General features: G+C 71.7%; 17 protein-coding genes. 10 read left to right on the forward strand and 7 right to left on the reverse strand.

The window, feature by feature from the left end; all coding sequences use genetic code 11:
• Positions 1-49: 49 nt before the first annotated feature.
• From KSK32_RS21145 to KSK32_RS21160, 4 genes are all read left to right on the forward strand, one after another.
• Positions 50-1,060 (forward strand): diacylglycerol kinase family protein, encoded by a 1,011-nt coding sequence (locus KSK32_RS21145; protein WP_216932759.1) that lies wholly within the window; start codon positions 50-52, stop codon positions 1,058-1,060.
• A complete protein-coding gene (locus KSK32_RS21150; RefSeq protein ID WP_216932760.1) occupies positions 1,053-2,054 on the forward strand; it encodes a YihY/virulence factor BrkB family protein in 1,002 nt (333 codons plus the stop codon). Before KSK32_RS21145 ends, KSK32_RS21150 begins: the two co-directional genes overlap by 8 nt.
• Positions 2,055-2,152: 98 nt before the next feature.
• Complete coding sequence (locus KSK32_RS21155) at positions 2,153-3,643, forward strand: phosphatase PAP2 family protein (RefSeq protein WP_216932761.1); 1,491 nt, start codon at positions 2,153-2,155, stop codon at positions 3,641-3,643.
• A 4-nt stretch (positions 3,644-3,647) separates the two neighbouring features.
• Complete coding sequence (locus KSK32_RS21160; RefSeq protein WP_216932762.1) at positions 3,648-4,445, forward strand: endonuclease/exonuclease/phosphatase family protein; 798 nt, start codon at positions 3,648-3,650, stop codon at positions 4,443-4,445.
• Here the strand turns inward: KSK32_RS21160 and KSK32_RS21165 are convergent.
• Complete coding sequence (locus tag KSK32_RS21165) at positions 4,432-5,088, reverse strand: GAP family protein (protein WP_216932763.1); 657 nt, start codon at positions 5,086-5,088, stop codon at positions 4,432-4,434. The genes KSK32_RS21160 and KSK32_RS21165 overlap by 14 nt on opposite strands.
• Positions 5,089-5,268: 180 nt before the next feature.
• Positions 5,269-6,231, reverse strand: a complete 963-nt coding sequence (locus KSK32_RS21170; protein WP_216932764.1) for a TIGR03557 family F420-dependent LLM class oxidoreductase — start codon at positions 6,229-6,231, stop codon at positions 5,269-5,271.
• A gap of 295 nt (positions 6,232-6,526) precedes the next feature.
• Between KSK32_RS21170 and KSK32_RS21175 the strand changes: the two genes are divergently transcribed.
• Both KSK32_RS21175 and KSK32_RS21180 read left to right on the forward strand, forming a co-directional pair.
• Positions 6,527-7,915: a cellulase family glycosylhydrolase gene (locus tag KSK32_RS21175; protein ID WP_216932765.1), complete on the forward strand. Its 1,389-nt coding sequence runs from the start codon at positions 6,527-6,529 to the stop codon at positions 7,913-7,915.
• 165 nt (positions 7,916-8,080) lie between these two features.
• Positions 8,081-8,647, forward strand: a complete 567-nt coding sequence (locus KSK32_RS21180; protein ID WP_216932766.1) for a hypothetical protein — start codon at positions 8,081-8,083, stop codon at positions 8,645-8,647.
• Positions 8,648-8,654: 7 nt separating this feature from the next.
• Here the strand turns inward: KSK32_RS21180 and KSK32_RS21185 are convergent, their stop codons facing one another.
• Genes KSK32_RS21185 through KSK32_RS21200 form a run of 4 tightly spaced genes read right to left on the reverse strand, consistent with a single transcriptional unit; the run spans position 8,655 to position 14,053 of the window.
• Positions 8,655-10,868: an alpha-galactosidase gene (locus KSK32_RS21185; protein WP_216932767.1), complete on the reverse strand. Its 2,214-nt coding sequence runs from the start codon at positions 10,866-10,868 to the stop codon at positions 8,655-8,657.
• Positions 10,865-11,746, reverse strand: coding sequence for a carbohydrate ABC transporter permease (locus KSK32_RS21190; protein ID WP_216932768.1), 882 nt, complete (start codon positions 11,744-11,746; stop codon positions 10,865-10,867). The genes KSK32_RS21185 and KSK32_RS21190 overlap by 4 nt, the downstream gene beginning before the upstream one ends.
• The gene (locus tag KSK32_RS21195) at positions 11,743-12,699 is read right to left on the reverse strand and encodes a carbohydrate ABC transporter permease (RefSeq protein WP_216932769.1); all 957 of its coding nucleotides are present in this window, start codon (positions 12,697-12,699) and stop codon (positions 11,743-11,745) included. The genes KSK32_RS21190 and KSK32_RS21195 overlap by 4 nt, the downstream gene beginning before the upstream one ends.
• 22 nt (positions 12,700-12,721) lie before the next feature.
• On the reverse strand, positions 12,722-14,053 hold the full coding sequence (locus KSK32_RS21200) for an ABC transporter substrate-binding protein (RefSeq protein WP_216932770.1): 1,332 nt from the start codon (positions 14,051-14,053) through the stop codon (positions 12,722-12,724).
• Positions 14,054-14,332: 279 nt separating this feature from the next.
• Between KSK32_RS21200 and KSK32_RS21205 the strand changes: the two genes are divergently transcribed.
• The 3 genes from KSK32_RS21205 to KSK32_RS21215 all read left to right on the forward strand — a co-directional run bounded on the left by KSK32_RS21205 (position 14,333) and on the right by KSK32_RS21215 (position 18,246).
• Positions 14,333-16,342, forward strand: coding sequence for a beta-galactosidase (locus KSK32_RS21205; RefSeq protein WP_216932771.1), 2,010 nt, complete (start codon positions 14,333-14,335; stop codon positions 16,340-16,342).
• A gap of 34 nt (positions 16,343-16,376) precedes the next feature.
• The gene (locus KSK32_RS21210) at positions 16,377-17,153 is read left to right on the forward strand and encodes a DeoR/GlpR family DNA-binding transcription regulator (RefSeq protein WP_216932772.1); all 777 of its coding nucleotides are present in this window, start codon (positions 16,377-16,379) and stop codon (positions 17,151-17,153) included.
• Positions 17,154-17,256: 103 nt separating this feature from the next.
• Positions 17,257-18,246 (forward strand): sporulation protein, encoded by a 990-nt coding sequence (locus KSK32_RS21215; protein WP_216932773.1) that lies wholly within the window; start codon positions 17,257-17,259, stop codon positions 18,244-18,246.
• Positions 18,247-18,308: 62 nt separating this feature from the next.
• On the opposite strand, the gene KSK32_RS21220 is transcribed toward KSK32_RS21215, so the two are convergent.
• Complete coding sequence (locus KSK32_RS21220; RefSeq protein WP_036346738.1) at positions 18,309-18,683, reverse strand: hypothetical protein; 375 nt, start codon at positions 18,681-18,683, stop codon at positions 18,309-18,311.
• 265 nt (positions 18,684-18,948) lie between these two features.
• Here KSK32_RS21220 and KSK32_RS21225 point away from each other — a divergent pair, with 265 nt between their 5' ends.
• Positions 18,949-19,371, forward strand: coding sequence for a hypothetical protein (locus KSK32_RS21225; RefSeq protein WP_216932774.1), 423 nt, complete (start codon positions 18,949-18,951; stop codon positions 19,369-19,371).
• Positions 19,372-19,528 lie beyond the last annotated feature (157 nt).

Below are 19,528 nucleotides of genomic sequence, written 5' to 3' on the forward strand. Positions count from 1 at the left end.
CCCGCTGCGCCGGGTCGCCGTCACGCCCCGTGTCCTGCACACTGTCGCCGTGGACGGTGCAGACGACAAGCGCCCGGTGATGAACGCGGAGAACCGCACCCCGCGCTCGGCAGTGGTGGTCAACCCGGTGAAGGTGGCCGACCTGGACGAGTTCCGCCGCACCGTGGACGGCGCGCTCGCCGCCGCCGGGTGGCCGGCCCCGGCCTGGTACGAGACGACAGTCGAGGACCCGGGCCGCGGCCAGGCGGAACAGGCGGTGAAGGCGGGCGCGGAGGTCGTCTTCGCCTGCGGCGGCGACGGCACGGTGATGGCCTGCGTCACCGCGCTGGCCGGCACCGACGTGGCGCTCGCAGTGCTGCCCCAGGGCACCGGCAACCTGCTGGCCGCCAACCTCGGCCTCTCGAACGACCTGGCCGCCGGGCTGGAGGTCGCCGTCGAGCGCGGGATGCGCCGCCTCGACGTCGGCGTGGTCGGCGACAAGTGCTTCGCGGTGATGGCCGGGATGGGCTTCGACGCCCAGATGCTCGACTCCACCTCCGAGACCACGAAGAAGCGGATCGGGTGGCCCGCGTACGTGGTGGGCGCCGCCCGCCACCTGCGCGACCGGCCGATGCGGGTCTCGGTGCGCGTCGACGGCAAGCCGCCGATGCGCCGCCGGGCCCGCTCGGTCCTGGTCGCCAACGTCGGGCGTCTCCAGGGCGGGGTGCGCCTGCTCACCGAGGCCGAACCGGACGACGGCTGGCTCGACGTGGCGGTGCTGACGCCGCGTACGCTGCGCCACTGGGTCGCCATGGGCTGGGCGGTGCTGCGCCGCCGCGACAGCGTGCCCCAATTGGAGGTGTTCCGGGCCCGTTCGGTCGAGATCACCAGCACCCGGGCGCAGCCCCGGCAGCTCGACGGCGACCTGATCGAGCCGGGCCGCTCGCTGAAGGCCACCATCCGCCCCGAGTCGCTCTGGCTCTGCGTACCGCGCCCGGAGGAGGATCCCGACCTGGCGGTGGACGCCGACGCGGCCGCCGAGCGCGGCGAGCACCTGATCGAGGAGGCCCGCCGTGAGTAGCACCGAGCTGGTCCCCGAGACCCGGTTGATGGCCGAGGACCAGCTGTCCGCCGACGACGCCTGGCACACGCTGCGCCGGCACGGCGGCTGGTGCCTGCTGCGGGACGCGTTCATCCGGTTCCGCTACGGCGACGGGTTCAGCCACTCCCGGGCGCTGGCGTTGCAGCTCTGCCTGGCCGTGGTGCCGTTCCTGATCGCGCTCACCGGGCTGATCACCGACCTGGGAGTGGACGAGGGCGGCAAGGTCGTCGCCGACACGGTGCTGGCCATCACGCCCGGCCAGAGCGAAGCCATGGTGCAGGACCTGCTGACCGACAGCGAACGCACCGAGGACGCCGGTGAGCTGGCGCTGACCCTCGGTCTGCTCACCGGGCTGGTCGCGCTGACCACCACGATGGCGCAGATCGAGCGGGGCGCGAACCGGATCTACGGGGTGGAGCGGGACCGCCCGGCGCTGCCCAAGTACGTGCGTGCCGCGATCCTCGCGGTGCTCGCCGGCGTACCGGCGCTTGCCGGCTTCCTGATCCTGGTCGGCGGCCGGGCGATGGGCGAGTCGGTGCGGCGGCACTACGAGTGGGGCGACCTCGCCATGGCCACCTGGGAGGTGATCCGCTGGCCGCTGAGCCTCGGCCTGACCGTGCTCGCCGTCGCGGTGCTGTTCCGGCACGCCCCGCGACGCCGTCAGCCCGGCCTGTCCTGGCTCTTCTTCGGCGCGTCCATCGCCATCGCGCTCTGGTGGCTGGCCAGCCTGCTGCTCGCCGCCTACGTGAAGTACAGCGGAGGATTCGGCCAGACCTACGGCGCGCTGACCGGCATGATGGCCCTGTTGCTCTGGGCCAACCTCACCGGGATCGCGCTGTTCGGCGGACTGGCCTTCGCCGCGCAGCTCGAAGCGATGCGCATCGGGGTGGAGGAGCCCGCGAAACCGGACCTGTGGGAGCCGGAGGCGCAACGCGAGGAGCTGTTCGACACCGGTGAGATGACCTCGCTCTGACGCCGGAGCCCCTCCGGTGTGCACGCCGCGCCGGTGCCGCGTGTACGGGACACGCCGATCGGGTACAGCGCGCCTCGCAGAAGAAGAGGAGGTGCGGTGTGACCACGGTCAAGGAAACCGGGCGCCGGCCGCTGGGCCATTTCGCCGAGCGGAGCCTGGCGGGTCTGCTCGCCGTGGCCGGCGCGGGCGTCGGGTTCGGGCTGCTGCTCATGCTGGTCCGGTTCCGGTGGAGCCCGCTGGGCGACGCCGACCACGCGGTGGCCGAGTGGTTCAACGGCCTGGTGGCCCCGCACGGCCCGCTGGTCACCGTGCTCCAGGCGGTCACCGACCTGGGCGGCAGGCCGGTGCTGATCTGGCTGGTCACCATCGCTGTGGTGGGCCTGCTGATCCGCCGCCAGTCCCGGCTGGCGGTCTACCTGATCGTCACCGGGGCCGGCGGGCTGATCCTCGACCCGTCGCTCAAGGCACTGGTCGGGCGGCTGCGCCCGGTGGTGGACGTGCCGATCGCCAGCGCGCCGGGGAACAGCTTCCCCAGCGGTCACGCGCTCGGCTCGTTCGTCGCGTACGGGGCACTGCTGCTGGTGTTCCTGCCGGCCATGTCGCCGCGCTGGCGCAAGCCCGCCATCGCGATCGCCGGCGTGCTGATCTTCCTGGTCGGGCTGACCCGGATCGCGCTGGGCGTGCACTTCGTGTCCGACGTGATCGGCGGCTGGCTGCTCGGCGCGGCCTGGCTCGGTGTCACCGCGTACGCCTTCCGGCTGTGGCGGCGCGAGCGCGGCCGGCCGGTGCCGCCGCTGCGCGAGGGCCTGGAACCGGAGGCGGGCGACGAGCTGGCGCTCGCGCCGGACGAGGAGAAGGTGCTGGAGCACCCGCGCTCGGCGGTGGCCGAGCTGCTGGTCGGCTGGGTGCTCGTCTTCGGTGTGCTCTACGCCTTCGGCATGTTCGTCAGCTACCACGCCAAGGGCACGTTCTTCGACACGCTCGACACCGAGGTGCCGCGCTGGTTCGCCGAGCGGCACACCGCCGCGCTGACGGAGCTGAGCTGGTGGTGGAGCAAGTTCGGCGACACCCACGCGATCCTGCTGGTGTCGCTGGTGTTCTGCCCGATCGTGCTGGCCGTGTGGCGGCGGTGGCGGCCGGTGCTGTACGTGGCGCTGGCGATGTTCGGCGAGCTGAGCCTGTTCCTCGCCAGCGCCCGGGTGGTGGACCGGCCCCGGCCGCCGGTGGAGAACCTGGACGGGCCGATGCCCACCTCGTCGTTCCCCTCCGGGCACATCGCGGCGACCATCTGCCTCTGGGTGGCCATGGCGGTCATCGTGTTCCCGCGTACCGACAGGTGGTGGCGGTGGCTGTTCGTGGGCACGGCGGTGCTGATGCCGGTCGGCGTGGCCACCTCCCGGATGTACCGGGGCATGCACCACCCGACCGACTTCATGGGCGCGATTCTGCTCGGCGCGCTGTGGCTGTCGCTGCTGTACTGGGTGATCCGGCCCAACGCCGACGTCCACGAGGGCAACCGGCCAGCGATCGAGTCCGAGCAGGTGGACGAGCTGGACGACGAGCTGGCCAAGGCCGCGCGGCCGGGCTGAGCCGATGCTGCGGGTGATGACCTGGAACATCCGGACCGGCGGGCGGGACGGCGACCGCACCGACCGCCGGGACCGGATCGTCTCGGTCGTCACCGCGCAGCGCCCCGACGTGCTGGCCCTGCAGGAACTGCGCGGCATGGACGCCACGCTGGGCGGCCTGGCCGGGCGGCTCGGGATGGCGGCGCACCTCGCCCGGTCCTGTTTCGGCCAGCCGGTGGCCGTGCTGGTCCGCCCGCCGCTGCGGGTGCTGCGCGCCGGCCGGGTCCGCCGCCCGTTCCACCACGCCGCCGCCCGGGTCCAGGTCGCCACCGGCGCGGGACCGCTCACCGTGTTCAGCACCCACCTGAGCCCGTACTCGGGCGGGCGGCGGCGGATGGAGGCGGACTGGCTCGCCGCCGCGCTCCGGCGTACCGGGGGAGAGCTGGCCCTGCTCGCCGGTGACCTGAACACGCTGGAGCCCGCCGTCGACCACACCGCCCGGCTGGCCGAGCTGGCCGCCCCGTACCGGCGGCGGCACCTGCGCCGCGACGGCCGTACCGTGGACACCCGCGCGGTGGCCCGGCTGCTCGACGCCGGGCTGGTCGACCTGTGGCCGCGCTCCGGCGGCGACGAACCCGGCGGCCGGACCGTGCCGACCCGGCACGGCGGCGCCGAGTTCGCCGGGATGCGGCTGGACTACCTGCTCGCCACCCCGGCGCTGGCCGATCGGGTACGCGCGGTGCGGGTGGTCCGCGGCGGTGACGCGGACGCGGCGTCGGACCACTATCCGGTGCTGGCCGAGGTGGACCTCACGGCCGGCTGAACGACCCCGACGCCAGGTCGGCCACCACGAAGGCCGCGAAGATTCCGATGACCGCCTCGCTGATCAGCCAGGAGTGCCTGTCGGTCCAGGAGCGGAACCCCGGCAGCATCCGCCCCGCGCGGTCGCCGAACAGCAGCAGCGTGAGCAGCGGCAGGGCCAGCAGCAGCACGGTGAGCGCCGTGAACGGCAGCAGATGCCACCACGGGCGGTCGTGCCCGGCCGTGCTGCCCGCGACCGACGCCATGACCAGCTCGTCGCTCGGCACGGCGACGGCGAGCAGCAGCCCCAGACCGAAGGCGTACGCGGGCCGGGGATCCTGCAACCGGCGGAGCCACCGGGGCGGCCGGTCCCGTCGCCGCCTGCGGAACGTGACCACCATGAGGACCGCCAGCAGGCCCAGCACGATCCAGTCGATGAGCCGGCGGCTGCCGTCCACCCCGATGCCGTGCACGGCGGTGTGCCGCACCACCCGGAAGGCCGCGTACCAGAGCGTCAGCGGCCCGAGCACGCCGAGCGTCACGCCGCCCAGGAAGGCCAGCGAGCTGCGGCGCGGGTGGCGGCCGGCGGCGAGGACGACGGCGCTGACGAGCTTCGACCCGGCGACCATCTCCAGCGCCAGCGGCAGCGCGGTCAGCAGGGGCATGCCCCATTCTGGTGCCGCGGCCGCTGCCGCCGGGCCCGGTTCTACAGGACCAGGTTGAGCAGCACTGTCAGCACCACCGAGGCGACGATCGAGAAAAGGATCATCAGCAGGCAGCCGAGCCCGCCCCCGGCGGGCCGGATCTCGGTGTTCCCGATACGCATGGCGTCAACTCCTCAACGGTCACAGCTCGCGCAGCCGGGGCAGCAGCTCCTCCTGGGCCCAGTCGAGGAACATCGGCTGGGTGCCGCCGCCCACCTGGACCAGGGCGACGTGGGTGAAGCCCGCGTCGACGAACTGCTTGAACGCCTCGACGTGCCGGTCGGTGTCCGGGCCGCAGGAGATGCCCTCGGCCACGTCCTCCTCCCGGACGAACTGGGTGGCGGCCTCGAACGAATCGGGGCCGGGCAGGTCGGCGTTGACCTTCCAGCCCAGGCCGAACCAGCGGAACTGGTCGTGCACGATCTTGCGGCACTCGTCCTCGTCCGGGCCGTAGCAGATGGCCACCTGCCCGTAGCGGGGGCGGCCCGCGCCGCCCGCCTCCTCGTACATGTCGATCAGGTGGGGCAGCGGGTCGGTGGAGATCATCGCGTCGGCGTACTCGGCGGCGAGCGTGGCCGACTGCCGCCCGGACGCGGCCACCGCCATCGGCACCGGCCGCTCCGGCCGGTCCCAGACGTACGCGTCGGGCACGTCGAAGTGGTTGCCGGAGAACGTCAGCGTCTCGCCGTTCAGGAGCGGCCGGATGATCTGCAACGCCTCCTCGAACATCTCGTGGCGCTGCTGCACGTGCGGCCATCCGCCCACCACGTGCTCGTTGAGGTTCTCCCCGGCGCCGAGGCCCAGCGTGAACCGCCCGTCCGAGAGCACTCCGATGGTGCTGGCCTTCTGCGCCACCACCGCCGGGTGGTACCGCCGGATCGGGCAGGTCACGAACGACATCAGCTCGGCCCGGCTGGTGGCGTGCGCGACCGCGCCGAGCACCGACCAGGCGTACGGGGAGTGGCCCTGGGACTCCAGCCAGGGGTAGTAGTGGTCGGACATGACCAGATGGTCGAAGCCGGCGGCCTCGGCGCGTACGGCGTGGTCGACCAGTTCCTTCGGGCCGGCCTGCTCGCACATGAGGGTGTAACCGACGTTGACCATGGCACGTCTCCTTCCCGGGCGGATCGTCCCCGGATACCCCACCCGGCGCGCGTCAACCCTGCTGTCCGCTTCCGCCGAGGTCTCTTAACCGGTTCAGTCGATTCGGCGCGGCCATGTCACGACGTCTCCGGGCTCGCCTCGCTTAACCGGTTGCCTAAAGCCGTCCATCGCCCTACGCTGATGCCGGCGTCCGTTCGGGAACCGGGCGGCGGCTGCCGGGCTCAGCCGCCACCACCTCGTCACCGTCACCGCACCCCCGTTCGGGCACGGGGGAGACCTTCCCCTGAGGACAGCCATGAAGAAACTGCTCTCCGTCGCGGGCGCCGCCCTGCTGACGGCCCTCGCCGCCGTCTTCGCCCTCGGGCAGCCGGCCCACGCCGCCACCGGGTTCTCCGTCTCCGACGGGCGTCTCTACGACGCAGGCGGCGTCGAGTTCGTGATGCGCGGGGTCAACCACGCGCACACCTGGTACCCGCAGCAGACCAGCTCGTTCGCCGACATCAAGGCGCTCGGCGCGAACACCGTCCGGGTGGTGCTGTCCAGCGGCGACCGCTGGACGAAGAACAGCGCCGCCGACGTGGCGAACGTGATCTCGCTGTGCAAGGCCAACCGGCTGATCTGCGTGCTGGAGGTGCACGACACCACCGGGTACGGCGAGGACGGCGCCGCCACCACACTGGCGAAGGCCACCGACTACTGGCTGAGCATCGCCGACGTGCTCAAGGGCCAGGAGAAGTACGTCATCGTCAACATCGGCAACGAGCCGTTCGGCAACCAGGGCTACAGCGCCTGGACCACCGACACGTCGAACGCGATCAAGCGGCTGCGCGCTGCCGGCCTGACCCACACGATCATGGTGGACGCGCCGAACTGGGGCCAGGACTGGTCGTTCACCATGCGCGACAACGCCGGCACCGTGTTCGCCGCCGACCCGCAGCGCAACACGGTCTTCTCCATCCACATGTACGGCGTGTTCGACACCGCCGCCGAGATCAGCGACTACCTGGGCCGGTTCCGTGCCGCCGGGCTGCCGATCGTGGTCGGCGAGTTCGGCTTCAACCACTCCGACGGCAACCCGGACGAGGACGCCATCCTCGCGTACAGCCAGGCCAACGGCATCGGCTACCTCGGCTGGTCGTGGAGCGGCAACGGCGGCGGCGTCGAGTACCTGGACATGACCACCGCGTTCAACCCGGCCCAGCTGACCAGTTGGGGTCAGCGGATCTTCAACGGCGCCAACGGCATCGCGGCCACGTCCCGCGAGGCGTCGGTGTACGCCGGCGGCACCCCGACCGCCAGCCCCACCGGCAGCCCGACCGCCAGCCCGACGCCGACGAGCAGCCCGACTCCGACCCCGCCGCCGACCACCACGCCTCCGCCCTCGGGTGGCTGCACCGCCGCGTACACGGTGGTCAACTCGTGGCAGGGCGGCTTCCAGGGTGAGGTCAAGGTGACCGCCGGAACCGCGGCGATCACCGGCTGGACGGTGCGCTGGACGTACGCCAACGGCCAGTCCGTCACCCAGGCGTGGAACGCGAGCGTCAGCAACAGCGGGTCGGCGTACACCGCCCGCAACGTCGACTACAATGGCCGCCTGGGCGCGGGCGCCAGCACCAGCTTCGGCTTCATCGCCGGCTGGCAGGGCACCAACTCCACCCCCGCGGTGACCTGCACCCCCGCCTGAACCCCGATCCGATGATCAAGGAGTTTGTGTCACCGTCGAGGGCCGATCGCGACACAAACTCCTTGATCACGGGTTCGGGTTCCGGGGCGGGGGGCAGGGGGTGGGCTGCCGTACGATCTGGCGCGCGCCGGATCGAGCGGCGTGCGGCCGTCGGGAGGGGACACCATGAGCGCAGGGACCAGGGGACGGCCGTCGGGACTGGTGGTCGGTTCGCTCGTGGCCATCTCGTTCGGCACCGTGTTCGTACTGGTCAACAGCGGTGGTCTGGCCGCGCCGTGGCCGCTCGTGGTGCGGGCGGCCGGCCTGGTGGTGGCCGCGCTGCTCCTGGTCGGCGTGTTCCGGGTGGCCCGGGTCGAGACGCCCGGCCCGCAGCGGGAGGCCGCCGGGTTCATGGACCGCCGCTACTGGCTGGTGGTGGCGCTGGAGGCGGTCGCGCTCTTCGGTGGCCTGTCCGTGATCAACAACGTGCTGGACCGCCCCGCCGTGGCGGTCGCCTGGGTCGCGGTGGTCGTGGGCGTGCACTTCTTCGGCCTGGCCCACGTCTGGCGGATGCCGCTCTACCACTGGCTCGGTGGCGTGATGACAGCGCTCGGCCTGGCCGGCTTCCTCGCCCACGCGCTGGGTGCCGGCGCCGGCACGGTCGGCCTGATCTCCGGCGTGGGGTGCGGCGCGGCCCTGTTCGCCGCCGTGGCCCTGGCGCTGCGTGACACAGTCCGCCGCGCCGGGGCCTGACGACGGATCAAGCCGCGGCCACCTCCAGCAGAAGGGCCTGTTCGGGGTGCAGGGCCGGTAGTTGCAGGCCGACCGAGCCCAGCACCGAGCCGCTCACCGTGATCCCGTCGCCCGGCCAGGCCAGCCAGCCCGGCGGGGACAGCTCCAGCAGCGCCGGCTCCGGCACCCCGGCCGGCGGGCGCACGAGGTAGCGCCGCGCCGGGTCCAGCCCGGGCAGCCGTACCGGCCCCGGCACCTGCGCCGCCGAGGTCGCCACGCGGCTGACCGCGTACACCGCGTGGGCGCGGTCGTGGGCGACCACGCCGTGGGCCTGCACGGCCGGGTCCGGATGGTCTACCCGGACCACCCGGCCGGTGTGCAGCAGCGGGCGCAGCCGCTTGTGCAGCGCCACCCAGGCGGCGAGTTCGGCCCGCTCGGCGGCGTCGATCGCGGTGATGTCCCACTCGATGCCGTGGTGGCCGAACAGCGCGGTGACCGCGCGGAAGCTCAGGTCGTGCACGCGGTGCGTGGTGTGCGAGCGCTCCGGGCCGATGTGCGTGCCGACCAGTTCCGGCGGCAGCAGCAGGCCGGTCCAGCGCTGGATGGACAGCCGCTCCAGCGCGTCGTTGCAGTCGCTGGCCCAGACCCGGTCGGTACGGCGCAGGATCTCCAGGTCGACGCGCGCGCCGCCGGAGGAGCAGCTCTCGATCTCGACGCCCGGGTGCCGGGCGCGCAGTTCGTCAAGCAGCCGGTAGACGGCAAGGGTCTGCGCGTGCACCCCGGGCCGTCCGGCGTGCCCGGCCTCGGTCAGGTCGCGGTTGTGATCCCACTTCAGGTACGCGATCCCGTCGTGCTCGCCCAGCACCGCGTCGAGCCGTTCGAGCAGGTAGGCGTACGCGTCCGGGTTGACCAGGTCGAGCGCCTGCTGGTGCCGCCACGGCGGCGGCAGCCGGCCCGGCGCCTGGAGCACCCACTCGGGGTGGGCGCGGAACAGGTCGGAGTCGGGGTTGACCATCTCCGGTTCCACCCAGAGCCCGAACTGCATGCCGTGCCCGCGTACGTGGTCGATCAGCGGCTGCAAGCCGTCCGGCCAGACCTCGCCGTCGACCCACCAGTCGCCGAGCCCGGCCTGGTCGTGCCGCCGGCCCCGGAACCAGCCGTCGTCCAGCACGAAGCGTTCCACACCGACCTCGGCGGCCGCGTCGGCGAGCGCCCGCAGCCGGTCCAGCTCGTGGCCGAAGTAGACCGCCTCCCACACGTTCAACGTCACCGGCCGCGGCGTGCGCGGGTGCGACGGGCGGGCCCGCAGGTGCGTGTGCAGCGCGTCGCTGAGCCCGTCCAGCCCGTCGGCCGAGTGCGCCGCGTACAGCAGGGGAGTGGCGTACTCCTCGCCCGGCCCGAGCACGATCTCGCCCGGCGCGAGCAGCTCACCGCCGCCGAGCGTGGACTCACCGGTCGGGCGGCGCTCGGCGGCGGTGACGTGGTCGCCGCTCCACGCGGTGTGCACCGCCCACACCTCGCCGTGCCGGAAACCGAACCCGGCCGTGCCCGCGACCAGCAACAACGTGGCGTCGTGGCCGGTGCGGCCGTGCCGCCCCTCGCGTACCCACGCGCCCATCGGCCACGGATGCCGCTGCGGCGCGCGCTCCCGGCACCACCGGCCGGTCAGGTCGAGCAGCTCGGTGGCGACCGCCGGCACCGGCAGCACCGGCGTCAGCTCCCGCACCTCGTACCGGCCGTCGCCGTCGTTGCGCAGCCGGTGCCGCAGCGTCAGCACCCCCGCCGCGTCCAGCGTGATCTCGACGGTGAGGCTCAACCTCGCGCCCGGGTCCGCCGCCCGCACCACCACCCGCCCGGATGTAAGGAAGGGCCCCTTGTTAACGCCTGGTGCATGTGAAGGGTCCCCTCCTAACAGGTCGGGCGGCGGCGGTGCCACGGACTCGTCGTGCACGTCGAGGCCGGTGAGGCGGAACGCCGTCGACCAGTCCCGGCCGTCGCGGTGACCGGTGAGACCGGGCCGCCCGCTCCACCCGGCGCTCGCCTCGGGCAGCAGCGACAGCACGGTGGGCGCGTCGAAGCTGCTCGGCACCACCGGTGGCACCGTGGCGTCGGCGAGCGCGGGGAGATCCCCGTCGGGCAGCGGGCCGAGGTCGGCACCCCAGTGCACGACCCGGGGCAGCCCCGGGCCACGCGCGTCGAGCACCAGGCTGGTCCGCGCGCGGCGCAGGTGGACGATCGTCATCCCTTGGAGGCTCCCAGCGTCAGGCCCCGGACGAACTGCTTCTGGAGCAGGAAGAAGATCACCAGGGTGGGGATCGCGACCAGCACCGAACCGGCCGAGACCAGGTTGTTGTCGGTGAAGAACTCGCCGCGCAGGTTGTTCAGCGAACTGGTGACGGGGAACTTGTCGCCGGTCCGCATGAGCACTGTGGCCCAGAAGAACTCGTTGTAGATCCAGGTGACCTCCAGCGTCGCGAGCGCGGCGAGCGCGGGGCGGCACAGCGGCATCGTCACCTGCCAGTACTGCCGCCACACGTTCGCCCCGTCGACCATCGCGGCCTCGTACAGCTCGTGCGGCAGCGCCTTCATGTAGTTGCTGAGCACGAACACGCAGAAGCCGCACTGGAACGCCACGTTGACCAGGATCAGCCCCCAGTAGCTGTCGTACAGCAGCTCCGAGTCGCTCATCCAGGCAGGGAGCGGGATCTCGGTGAACATCCGGAACAGCGGGATGAGCAGCGCCTGCTGGGGCAGCAGGTTCGCCGCGGTGAACAGGCCGAGCAGCGCGATGTTGAGCTTCCAGCTGAACCGGGCGATCACGAACGCCACGCACGAGGCGAGGAACAGCGTGAGCAGGACCGCCGGGATCGTGATGTACGCCGAGTTGAGGAAGTGCTTGCCGAACTCGGCGGTACGCCAGGCGGTGACGTAGTTGTCGACGGTCCAGCCGCCGAGCGACACGTAGCCGTTCACGGCTGTGTACTCGTAGGAGCGGAACGAGGTGAGCACCGCCCAGAGGATGGGGAACAGCCAGCCCACGGCGACCGTACCCAGGAACAGGTGCAGGACGACCCGGGCGGGCCGCACGGGGCGGCGGCGGCCGGCGGAGACGGCGGTCATCGCTTGTCCTCCCGCATCACGGTCCAGAGGTAGATGGTGATGAAGACCAGCGAGACGGCCAGCATGATCGTCGCCAGCGCGGAGCCGAAGCCGATCCGGCTGGCCTCGCCGACCACGTTCTGGGTGACCAGCGCGGAGATCAGCTCCAGCCCGTTGCGGCCCTTGTTGATCACCCAGACCAGGTCGAACGCGCGCAGCGACTCGATCACTGTCACCACCAGCACGATGATGTTGATGGGGCGCATCACCGGGAAGACGACCCGGAAGAACGTGCTGGTCTCCGAGGAGCCGTCCACCGCGGCGGCCTCCCGCAGCGAGGGGTCGACGCCCTTGAGGCCGGCCAGGTAGAGCAGCATGATGTAGCCGACGTGCCGCCAGCCGGCCGCCACGAGCACGGCCCAGGTGTTGACGTCCGGGTCGCCGTACCAGTCGGTGTCGCCGCCGAACACGCCGTTGAGCAGACCCTGGTCGCGGCTGTAGATGAGCTGCCAGACGAAGCCGATGAGCGCGAGCGACAGCACCACCGGCAGGTAGAGCGCGGTCTGGTAGAAGCGGCTGCCGCGCAGCTCCTTGTCCAGCAGCACGGCGAGGAACATGCCGAACGGGGTGGCCACCACGAACAGCGCGGCCAGCCAGAGCAGGTTGTTCTGCACGGCGGGGACGAACGGCGGGTAGATGTTCACCACGTCGTCGTAGTTCTTGACCCCGACCCATTCGATCTCGCTGATCGGGCCGATGCCGTCCCAGTTCGTGCCGGAGAGCAGCACCGTCGCCACCGCGGGCAACCAGACCAGCCCGGTGACGAGCAGCAGGGGTACCAGCACCATCAGCGTGATCACCACGCGGTCGGTGCGGGACAGGAGCCGTAGCCGGCGACCGCGACCACCACCGGTGGTGGTCGTGGTCGCCGGCGGCACGGCGCGATCCGCTTGGATCAGGGGCAGGTCGGACATGATGTCCTTCCCCCTTCCGCCGTCAGCTGGTGAAGATCGACTTCTTCTGGTTCTCGATGCTGGTGAGCAGCCCGCTGATGTCCTTCGGATCCTTGATGAACTGCTGCAGCGCCGGGATGATCACGGTGGAGGCGAAGTCCGGCCGGGTGTCCCGGTCGAGGAACTGGGCGATCTCGGTGGCGGAGCCGACCAGTTCGGCGGCCTTCTTCTGGAGGGCGGTGTAGGCGCCGGTGTCCGCGCCGCTGTTCGCGACCAGTGTGCTCGGGTCGTTCTTGACGGTGATGTCCGCCGCCTCCTTCGAACCCAGGTACGTCAGCAGCTTCTGCGCCGCGTCCTTGGACTTCGGCTTGCGGGCCATCATGTAGCCGTCGATCGGGGCGTCCAGCGCCTTCGCGCCGATCGTGGAGTCGATCTCGGGGAACGTGAAGAAGTCCAGGTCCTCCAGGTCGGCGCCGCTGAACTGCTGGCCGACGAACAGGCCGAGCAGGTACATGCCGCTCTTCTTCTGCTGCAGCGACTGGGCCGCCTCCTGCCAGGTGCGGCCGAGCGAGTCCGGCTGGTGCAGGGGGAGCAGCCCGGCCCAGGTGTCGAAGACCTTCTTCACCTTGTCGGACGTCCACGCCTCCTTGCCGGCCATCAGGTCGATGTGGAACTGGTAGCCGTTGATCCGCAGGTTGAGGATGTCGAACGTGCCCATCGCCGGCCAGCCGTCCTTGTCGGCGAACGCGATCGGGACCAGGCCGTCCTTCTTCATCTGCGCGCCGAGCGTGTTCAGGTCGTCGAGCGTCTTCGGCACCTCGTAGCCGCGCTGCTGCCACACCGACTTGCGGTAGAAGACCGCCCACGGGTAGTACGACGCGGGCACGAAGTACTGCTTGCCGTCGTCGCCGGTGGACGCCTTCTTGAACGCGTCGGAGTAGCCGTCGAGCTTGCCCCACACGTCGCTGAGGTCCCCGGCCAGGCCCTTGGCGGCGAAGAACCGCATCCGGTAGCCGGCGAACCAGGTGAACACGTCGTCCGGCTTGCCCTGGAGATAGTTGTTGATGTTCTCCTGGAACGTGTTGTGGTCGACCGTGTTGATGTCGACGGTCACGCCGGAGGACGTCTTGAAGCCGTCCATCACCTTCGCGACGACGTCCTTGGGCTTCGGGTCGGACTGGTTCGAGCCGAGGGAGACGCTCGTGGCGTCGCCGCCGGACCCGGAGTCGGAGTCGCCGCAGCCGGCGAGCAGACCGGTGCCGAGCAGCGCCCCCGCGCCGGCCGCGCCGGCGAGCAGCGAACGCCGGTTCAGGCAGGCGACGGACGGGGGTACGAGCCGAGCGAGGTATTCGGCTTGCGAGCGGGGACGGGACATGGTGCCTCCTGCGTGGAAGAGGTGCGCTGCGCTCATGGACCGTGATCGTTGGTGGTGAGCGGTGTTCGTGTCGGTCGCGACAGATCCACCGAGAATCCACACGTCCGAACACAAACAGCCGGTGGCGCTTGAAGCTACCCCTTGGCGCGGCGCTGTCAAGAGGGCAAAAAGGCGACGCTGTCGGCGGTCAAGCGGCGCAAAGACGCGGTAAACGTTGGAACTTCAGTCGATGTTGGAAAGTGTTGACTTGGGTGCTGTTCGGGGGCAACCTCTGCTGTCATGCGGAACTGGCGGGGCGAAGGCATCTGGTACGGCGCGGACTACAACCCGGAGCAGTGGCCCGAGCAGACGTGGGCCGAGGACGTCGACCTCATGCGACGCGCGGGGGTCAACCTGGTCTCGGTCGGGATCTTCTCCTGGGCCCTGCTGGAGCCCGCCCCCGGCCGGTACGTCTTCGACTGGCTGGACCGCGCGATCGACCTGCTGCACGACGGCGGCATCGGCGTCGACCTGGCCACCGCCACCGCAAGCCCACCACCGTGGCTGGCGCACCGGCACCCGGAGACGCTCCCGCGCCGGGCCGACGGCACAGTGCTCTGGCCCGGCGGCCGGCAGGCGTACTGCCCCAGCTCGCCGGTGTTCCGTGGCCACTCGCTCGCCCTGGTCGAAGCAGTCGCCCGGCGATACGCGCGGCACCCCGCCGTGGTGCTCTGGCACGTCTCCAACGAACTCGGCTGCCACAACGTGCACTGCTACTGCGACGTCAGCGCCGAGGCGTTCCGCGGCTGGCTGCGCGAGCGCTACGGCGACCTGGACTCGCTCAACGCGGCCTGGGGCACCGCCTTCTGGAGCCAGCGCTACCACGACTGGGCCGAGATCAACCCGCCGCGTACCGCGCCGACGTTCGCCAACCCGACCCAGCAACTGGACTTCCTGCGGTTCTCCTCCGACGAGCAGCGCGCCCAGCTGCGCGCCGAGCGGGAGCTGTTGAACCGGCTCGTCCCACAGCCGGTCACCACGAACTTCATGATCGGCACCGGCATCAAGTACCTGGACTACCACTCCTGGGCCTCCGACGTGGACGTGGTCGCCAACGACCACTACCTCACCGCCGCCGACCCGCAGCCGCAGGTCAACCTGGCCCTCGCGGCCGACCACACCCGGGGCGTCGCCGGTGGCGCGCCGTGGCTGCTGATGGAGCACTCCACCAGCGCTGTCAACTGGCAGCCCCGCAACGTGGCCAAGACGCCCGGCCAGATGCGCCGCAACAGCCTCGCCCACGTCGCGCGCGGCGCCGACGGCGTGCTGTTCTTCCAGTGGCGGGCCTCCCGGGCCGGCGCGGAGAAGTTCCACTCCGCGCTGGTGCCGCACGCCGGGCCGGACACCAAGGTGTTCCGCGAGGTCTGCCGGCTCGGCGCCGACCTGCGCGCGCTCGCGGAGGTACGCGGCAGCCGCGTCGACGCCGACGTGGCGATCCTGTTCGACTACGAGGCGTGGTGGGGCGCCGAACTCGACTCCCACCCGAGCGTCGACGTCACGTACACCGACCGGCTGTCCGCGCTGCACGCCGCGCTCTGGCGGGCCGGGATCACCACCGACGTGGTGCACCCGTCGGCCGACCTGTCCCGCTACCGGCTGGTCCTGGCGCCGACGCTCTACCTCGTCCGCGACGCCCACGCCGCCGCGCTGCGCCGGTTCGTGGAGGGCGGCGGCACCGCCGTGGTCACCTACTTCAGCGGCATCGTCGACGAGCACGACCACATCCGGCTCGGCGGCTACCCCGGCGGGTTCCGCGACCTGCTCGGCGTACGCGTCGAGGAGTTCTTCCCGCTGCGGGAAGACGAGACGGTACGCCTCGACGACGGCGCCCGCGCCGACGTGTGGACCGAGTGGTTGCACGCGGAGGGCGCGGAGGTGCTGGCCGCGTACACCGACGGGCCCCTGCCCGGCGTGCCGGCGCTGACCCGCAACGCGGTCGGCGCGGGTGCCGCCTGGTACGTCGGCACCCGGCTCGACGACGACGCCACCGACCGGTTGGTGGCCCGCCTGCTCGACGAGACCGGTGTTCGTCCGCCGGTGAGCGCGCCGCCCGGTGTGGAGGTGGTCCGGCGGCGCTCGGCGGACCGGAGCTGGCTGTTCGTGGTCAACCACACCGCGGAGCCGGCCCGGCTGGCGGTCAGCGGAGTCGAGCTGCTCGGTGGCGTCAGGTGCGACGGCACCCTGGAGGTGCCGGCGGGTGAGGTGGCGGTGGTCCGCGAGCAGCCCGCGCCGGTGCCCGCGACCGCCTGACCGGTACGTGGCCGTTCGCGCCGAGGAGGTTCCCATGCTCGCCCAGCAACGGCAGAGCGCCATCCTGGAGTTGATCCGCCAGCGCGGCGGCGTCCGGGTCAGTCACCTGGTCAGCCGCTTCGGTGTGTCCGACATGACGATCCGCCGCGACCTGGAGGTGCTGGCCGACCGCGGTTTGATCGACAAGGTGCACGGCGGCGCGACGCTCGCCGGACCCGGCTCCACCGAGGAACCCGGCTTCGCCGCCAAGTCGGTCCGCCAGCAGGCCGAGAAGCGCGCCATCGTGGAGCGGGCCGCCGGGCTGGTCGAGCCGGGAATGGCGGTGGCGCTGTCCGCCGGCACCACCACCGCCGCGCTGGCCGCCCGGCTGGCCGAGGTACGCGGGCTGACTGTGGTCACCAACTCGATCCCGGTCGCCGACGCGCTCTACCAGAACCCCCGCGCCGACCAGACAGTGGTGCTGACCGGCGGCATCCGTACCCCGTCGGACGCGCTGACCGGCCCGGTCGCCGAGGCGGCCATCGCCGCGCTCAACGTCGACCTGCTGTTCCTCGGCGTGCACGGGATGAGCCCGCGTACCGGCTTCACCACGCCCAACCTGCTGGAGGCGGCGGTGAACCGGCGGCTGATCGGGTCCGCCCGGCGGCTGGTGGTGCTGGCCGACCACACCAAGTGGGAGACCATCGGCATCGCCACCATCGCGCCGCTGGAGGAGGCCGACGTCCTGATCACCGACGTCGGCCTGCCGCCGGAGGCCCGCCGGCAGCTCGGTGAGCAGGTCGGCGAGCTGGTGGTGGTCCGGGCGGACTGAGGCCACGGCGTGCCTCACAGGCACTTCTCAGCCCCGCCGTCTAGGGTGCCCTGACGAAGTGCCCGACGGTCCATGTCGGAGCGCAGTTGCACGGGAGTGACCGATGGTCTTCAAGAAGATGTTGAGTGCGTTCGGCGTGGGCGGTCCGAGCGTCGACACGGTGCTCGCCAACCCGAACACCCGGCCGGGCCTGGCCCTGGACGGGCACGTGAACCTGGTCGGCGGCGACGCCCCGGCCCGCATCGAGCAGATCGCCGTCGGTCTGGTGACCCGGGTCGAGATCGAGAGCGGCGACCACGAGTTCGCGGGCGTGATGGAGTTCCACCGGATGCCGGTCAGCGGCGCCTTCGAGCTGGCACCGAAGCAGCAGCTCTCCATCCCGTTCCAGATGCCGGTGCCGTGGGAGACCCCGATCACCGACGTGTACGGCCAGCGCCTGCACGGCATGACCATGGGCCTGCGGACCGAGCTGGCGGTGGCCCGCGCGGTCGACAAGTCGGACCTGGACCAGGTGTCGGTGCACCCGCTGCCGATCCACGAGCGGATCCTGGAGGCGTTCCAGGCGCTCGGCTTCCGGTTCAAGCACGCCGACCTGGAGCGGGGCCACATCTACGGCGTGCCGCAGACGCTGCCGTTCTATCAGGAGATCGAGTTCTTCGCCGCGCCGCAGTACGCGCAGACTGTCACCGAGGTCGAGCTGACGTTCGTGACGAGCCAGCAGGGCGTCGAGGTGATCCTGGAGTGCGACAAGCGCGGCGGCTTCCTCAGCGCCGGGCACGACGCCATCGGGCGGTACTCGATCCCGCACAGCGACGCCGCCCGCACCGACTGGGTGCAGGTCGTCGACGGCTGGCTGCGGGACACCACCGGCCGCTACGGCAGCCTGCGGGCCCAGGGCTTCGGCATGCCGCACGGCGGCGGCCACGGCTACCCGGGTCACCACGGCTACGCCGGCCACGGGCGGCGCGGCCCGGGCATGGGCGGCGTGGTCGCGGGCGCCGCGCTCGGTGTCGCCGGCGGCATGATCGCCGGTGAGATGATCGAGGACGCGTTCGAAGGCGGCGACGACGTCGGGGACTTCGGCGAGGAGTGAGCACATGCGGCGACGCCCCCGGGACGGATCCCCGGGGGCGTCGCCGTTCGCGCGGCGTGCGGTCAGCGTCCGCGGCGCTCCTTGCCGGAGCGGCGCGCGCTGCCCGCCTTCGACAGGCCACGACTGACCAGGTACGCGCCGGTCAGCGCGGTCAGGTACCACCAGGCCTGGTTCGGGTTGTTGATGTTCAGGCCGTCGGTGGCGGCGCCTCGCCAGAACGCGGCGATCACGACGACCGCGACCGCTGCGGCGTAGACCCAGAACTCGGTGGTCAGGAACGCCTGCTTCGTCTCCGTACCCGGAGACGGCATCTGCTCCCGGTGACCGTCGTGCATCGACGGCATCTGCCGGGTCGACGTGTCCTGCATGCTCGACCGGTTCTGGACGTCGGACATCGGCCGGTTCATCGGCCTGGTGGATGCAGCCTGCGTGCTCATCTGGTCCTCCTCAGGATTTGATGAGTCGTTAACCTGCACACCCTCGCCCCGCTACCGCAGGTCGGCCACGGCGCGGTTCGCGCTCGGTGGCGGGGGCACCCTGGGTCTACCCGGGCCCGGAGACAAGGTAACCGCCGGTCGGCGTCATCTTGCCGAGACGGACATCCGGGTACGCATCGGGCTGCTCGGGTGCCGGCTCCGGTTTCAGCCACCCACCCTCGGGCACGCAACACCCATACCCCGAGAGAGCTGCGAGGTGGTTGACGTGCGTGAGGACGACATGCGGCAGGACGCCGCCCGGCGGGCCGAACAGCGGGTCGCCGGAGGCGTGTACGGCGAGGGCGCGCTGGACGAGGTCACGGTGCCGCAGACCGACGTCGAGCGGATGCGGCAGGAACTCGACCCGGACGACCCGGCGGACGTGCCGGTCGACCCGACGGTGCTGCGCGACGGCGGACCGACCCGGGGTCAGGGTGCGGTGACCACGACCGGCGGTACGGCCGGCCCGGCGAGTGTGCGCCGGGTGGCCCGCCAGCCGGAGAAGCACCCGGGCAAGGTCGCGCCGACGACGACCGGTGACGCGAGCACTGGTGGCCTGAGCACCCCGGCCGGCGGCTCGACAAGTGACAACTCGGCCACGGGCGCCCAGGTGGGCAACTTCACCAACAACCGCCCCAACCCGGGCTGACCGACACGAACGAGTGGCGGGAGCGGCCTCCGGCCGCCCCCGCCACTCTGTCTGCGCTCGCTCCCCATCCCCTCCCCGGCCCCGTTTGTCCGCTTCGTGCGGACGCTGCCGCCGCCACCTCGGGGAAGTGGTGTGGTCAGGGTGGGCGTGAGGTAGC

The organism is Micromonospora sp. WMMB482, from assembly GCF_019038635.1.
Classification (GTDB): Bacteria; Actinomycetota; Actinomycetes; order Mycobacteriales; family Micromonosporaceae; genus Micromonospora; species Micromonospora marina.

What these genes read in the sequence shown, in the direction of transcription:
- KSK32_RS21160 (WP_216932762.1), top strand. Translation starts at nt 3,648, where the DNA reads ATGCTGCGGGTGATGACCTGGAACATCCGGACCGGCGGGCGGGACGGC.
- KSK32_RS21165 (WP_216932763.1), bottom strand. Translation starts at nt 5,088, where the DNA reads ATGCCCCTGCTGACCGCGCTGCCGCTGGCGCTGGAGATGGTCGCCGGG.
- KSK32_RS21170 (WP_216932764.1), bottom strand. Translation starts at nt 6,231, where the DNA reads ATGGTCAACGTCGGTTACACCCTCATGTGCGAGCAGGCCGGCCCGAAG.
- KSK32_RS21175 (WP_216932765.1), top strand. Translation starts at nt 6,527, where the DNA reads ATGAAGAAACTGCTCTCCGTCGCGGGCGCCGCCCTGCTGACGGCCCTC.
- KSK32_RS21180 (WP_216932766.1), top strand. Translation starts at nt 8,081, where the DNA reads ATGAGCGCAGGGACCAGGGGACGGCCGTCGGGACTGGTGGTCGGTTCG.
- KSK32_RS21185 (WP_216932767.1), bottom strand. Translation starts at nt 10,868, where the DNA reads ATGACGATCGTCCACCTGCGCCGCGCGCGGACCAGCCTGGTGCTCGAC.
- KSK32_RS21190 (WP_216932768.1), bottom strand. Translation starts at nt 11,746, where the DNA reads ATGACCGCCGTCTCCGCCGGCCGCCGCCGCCCCGTGCGGCCCGCCCGG.
- KSK32_RS21195 (WP_216932769.1), bottom strand. Translation starts at nt 12,699, where the DNA reads ATGTCCGACCTGCCCCTGATCCAAGCGGATCGCGCCGTGCCGCCGGCG.
- KSK32_RS21200 (WP_216932770.1), bottom strand. Translation starts at nt 14,053, where the DNA reads ATGTCCCGTCCCCGCTCGCAAGCCGAATACCTCGCTCGGCTCGTACCC.
- KSK32_RS21205 (WP_216932771.1), top strand. Translation starts at nt 14,333, where the DNA reads ATGCGGAACTGGCGGGGCGAAGGCATCTGGTACGGCGCGGACTACAAC.
- KSK32_RS21210 (WP_216932772.1), top strand. Translation starts at nt 16,377, where the DNA reads ATGCTCGCCCAGCAACGGCAGAGCGCCATCCTGGAGTTGATCCGCCAG.
- KSK32_RS21215 (WP_216932773.1), top strand. Translation starts at nt 17,257, where the DNA reads ATGGTCTTCAAGAAGATGTTGAGTGCGTTCGGCGTGGGCGGTCCGAGC.
- KSK32_RS21220 (WP_036346738.1), bottom strand. Translation starts at nt 18,683, where the DNA reads ATGAGCACGCAGGCTGCATCCACCAGGCCGATGAACCGGCCGATGTCC.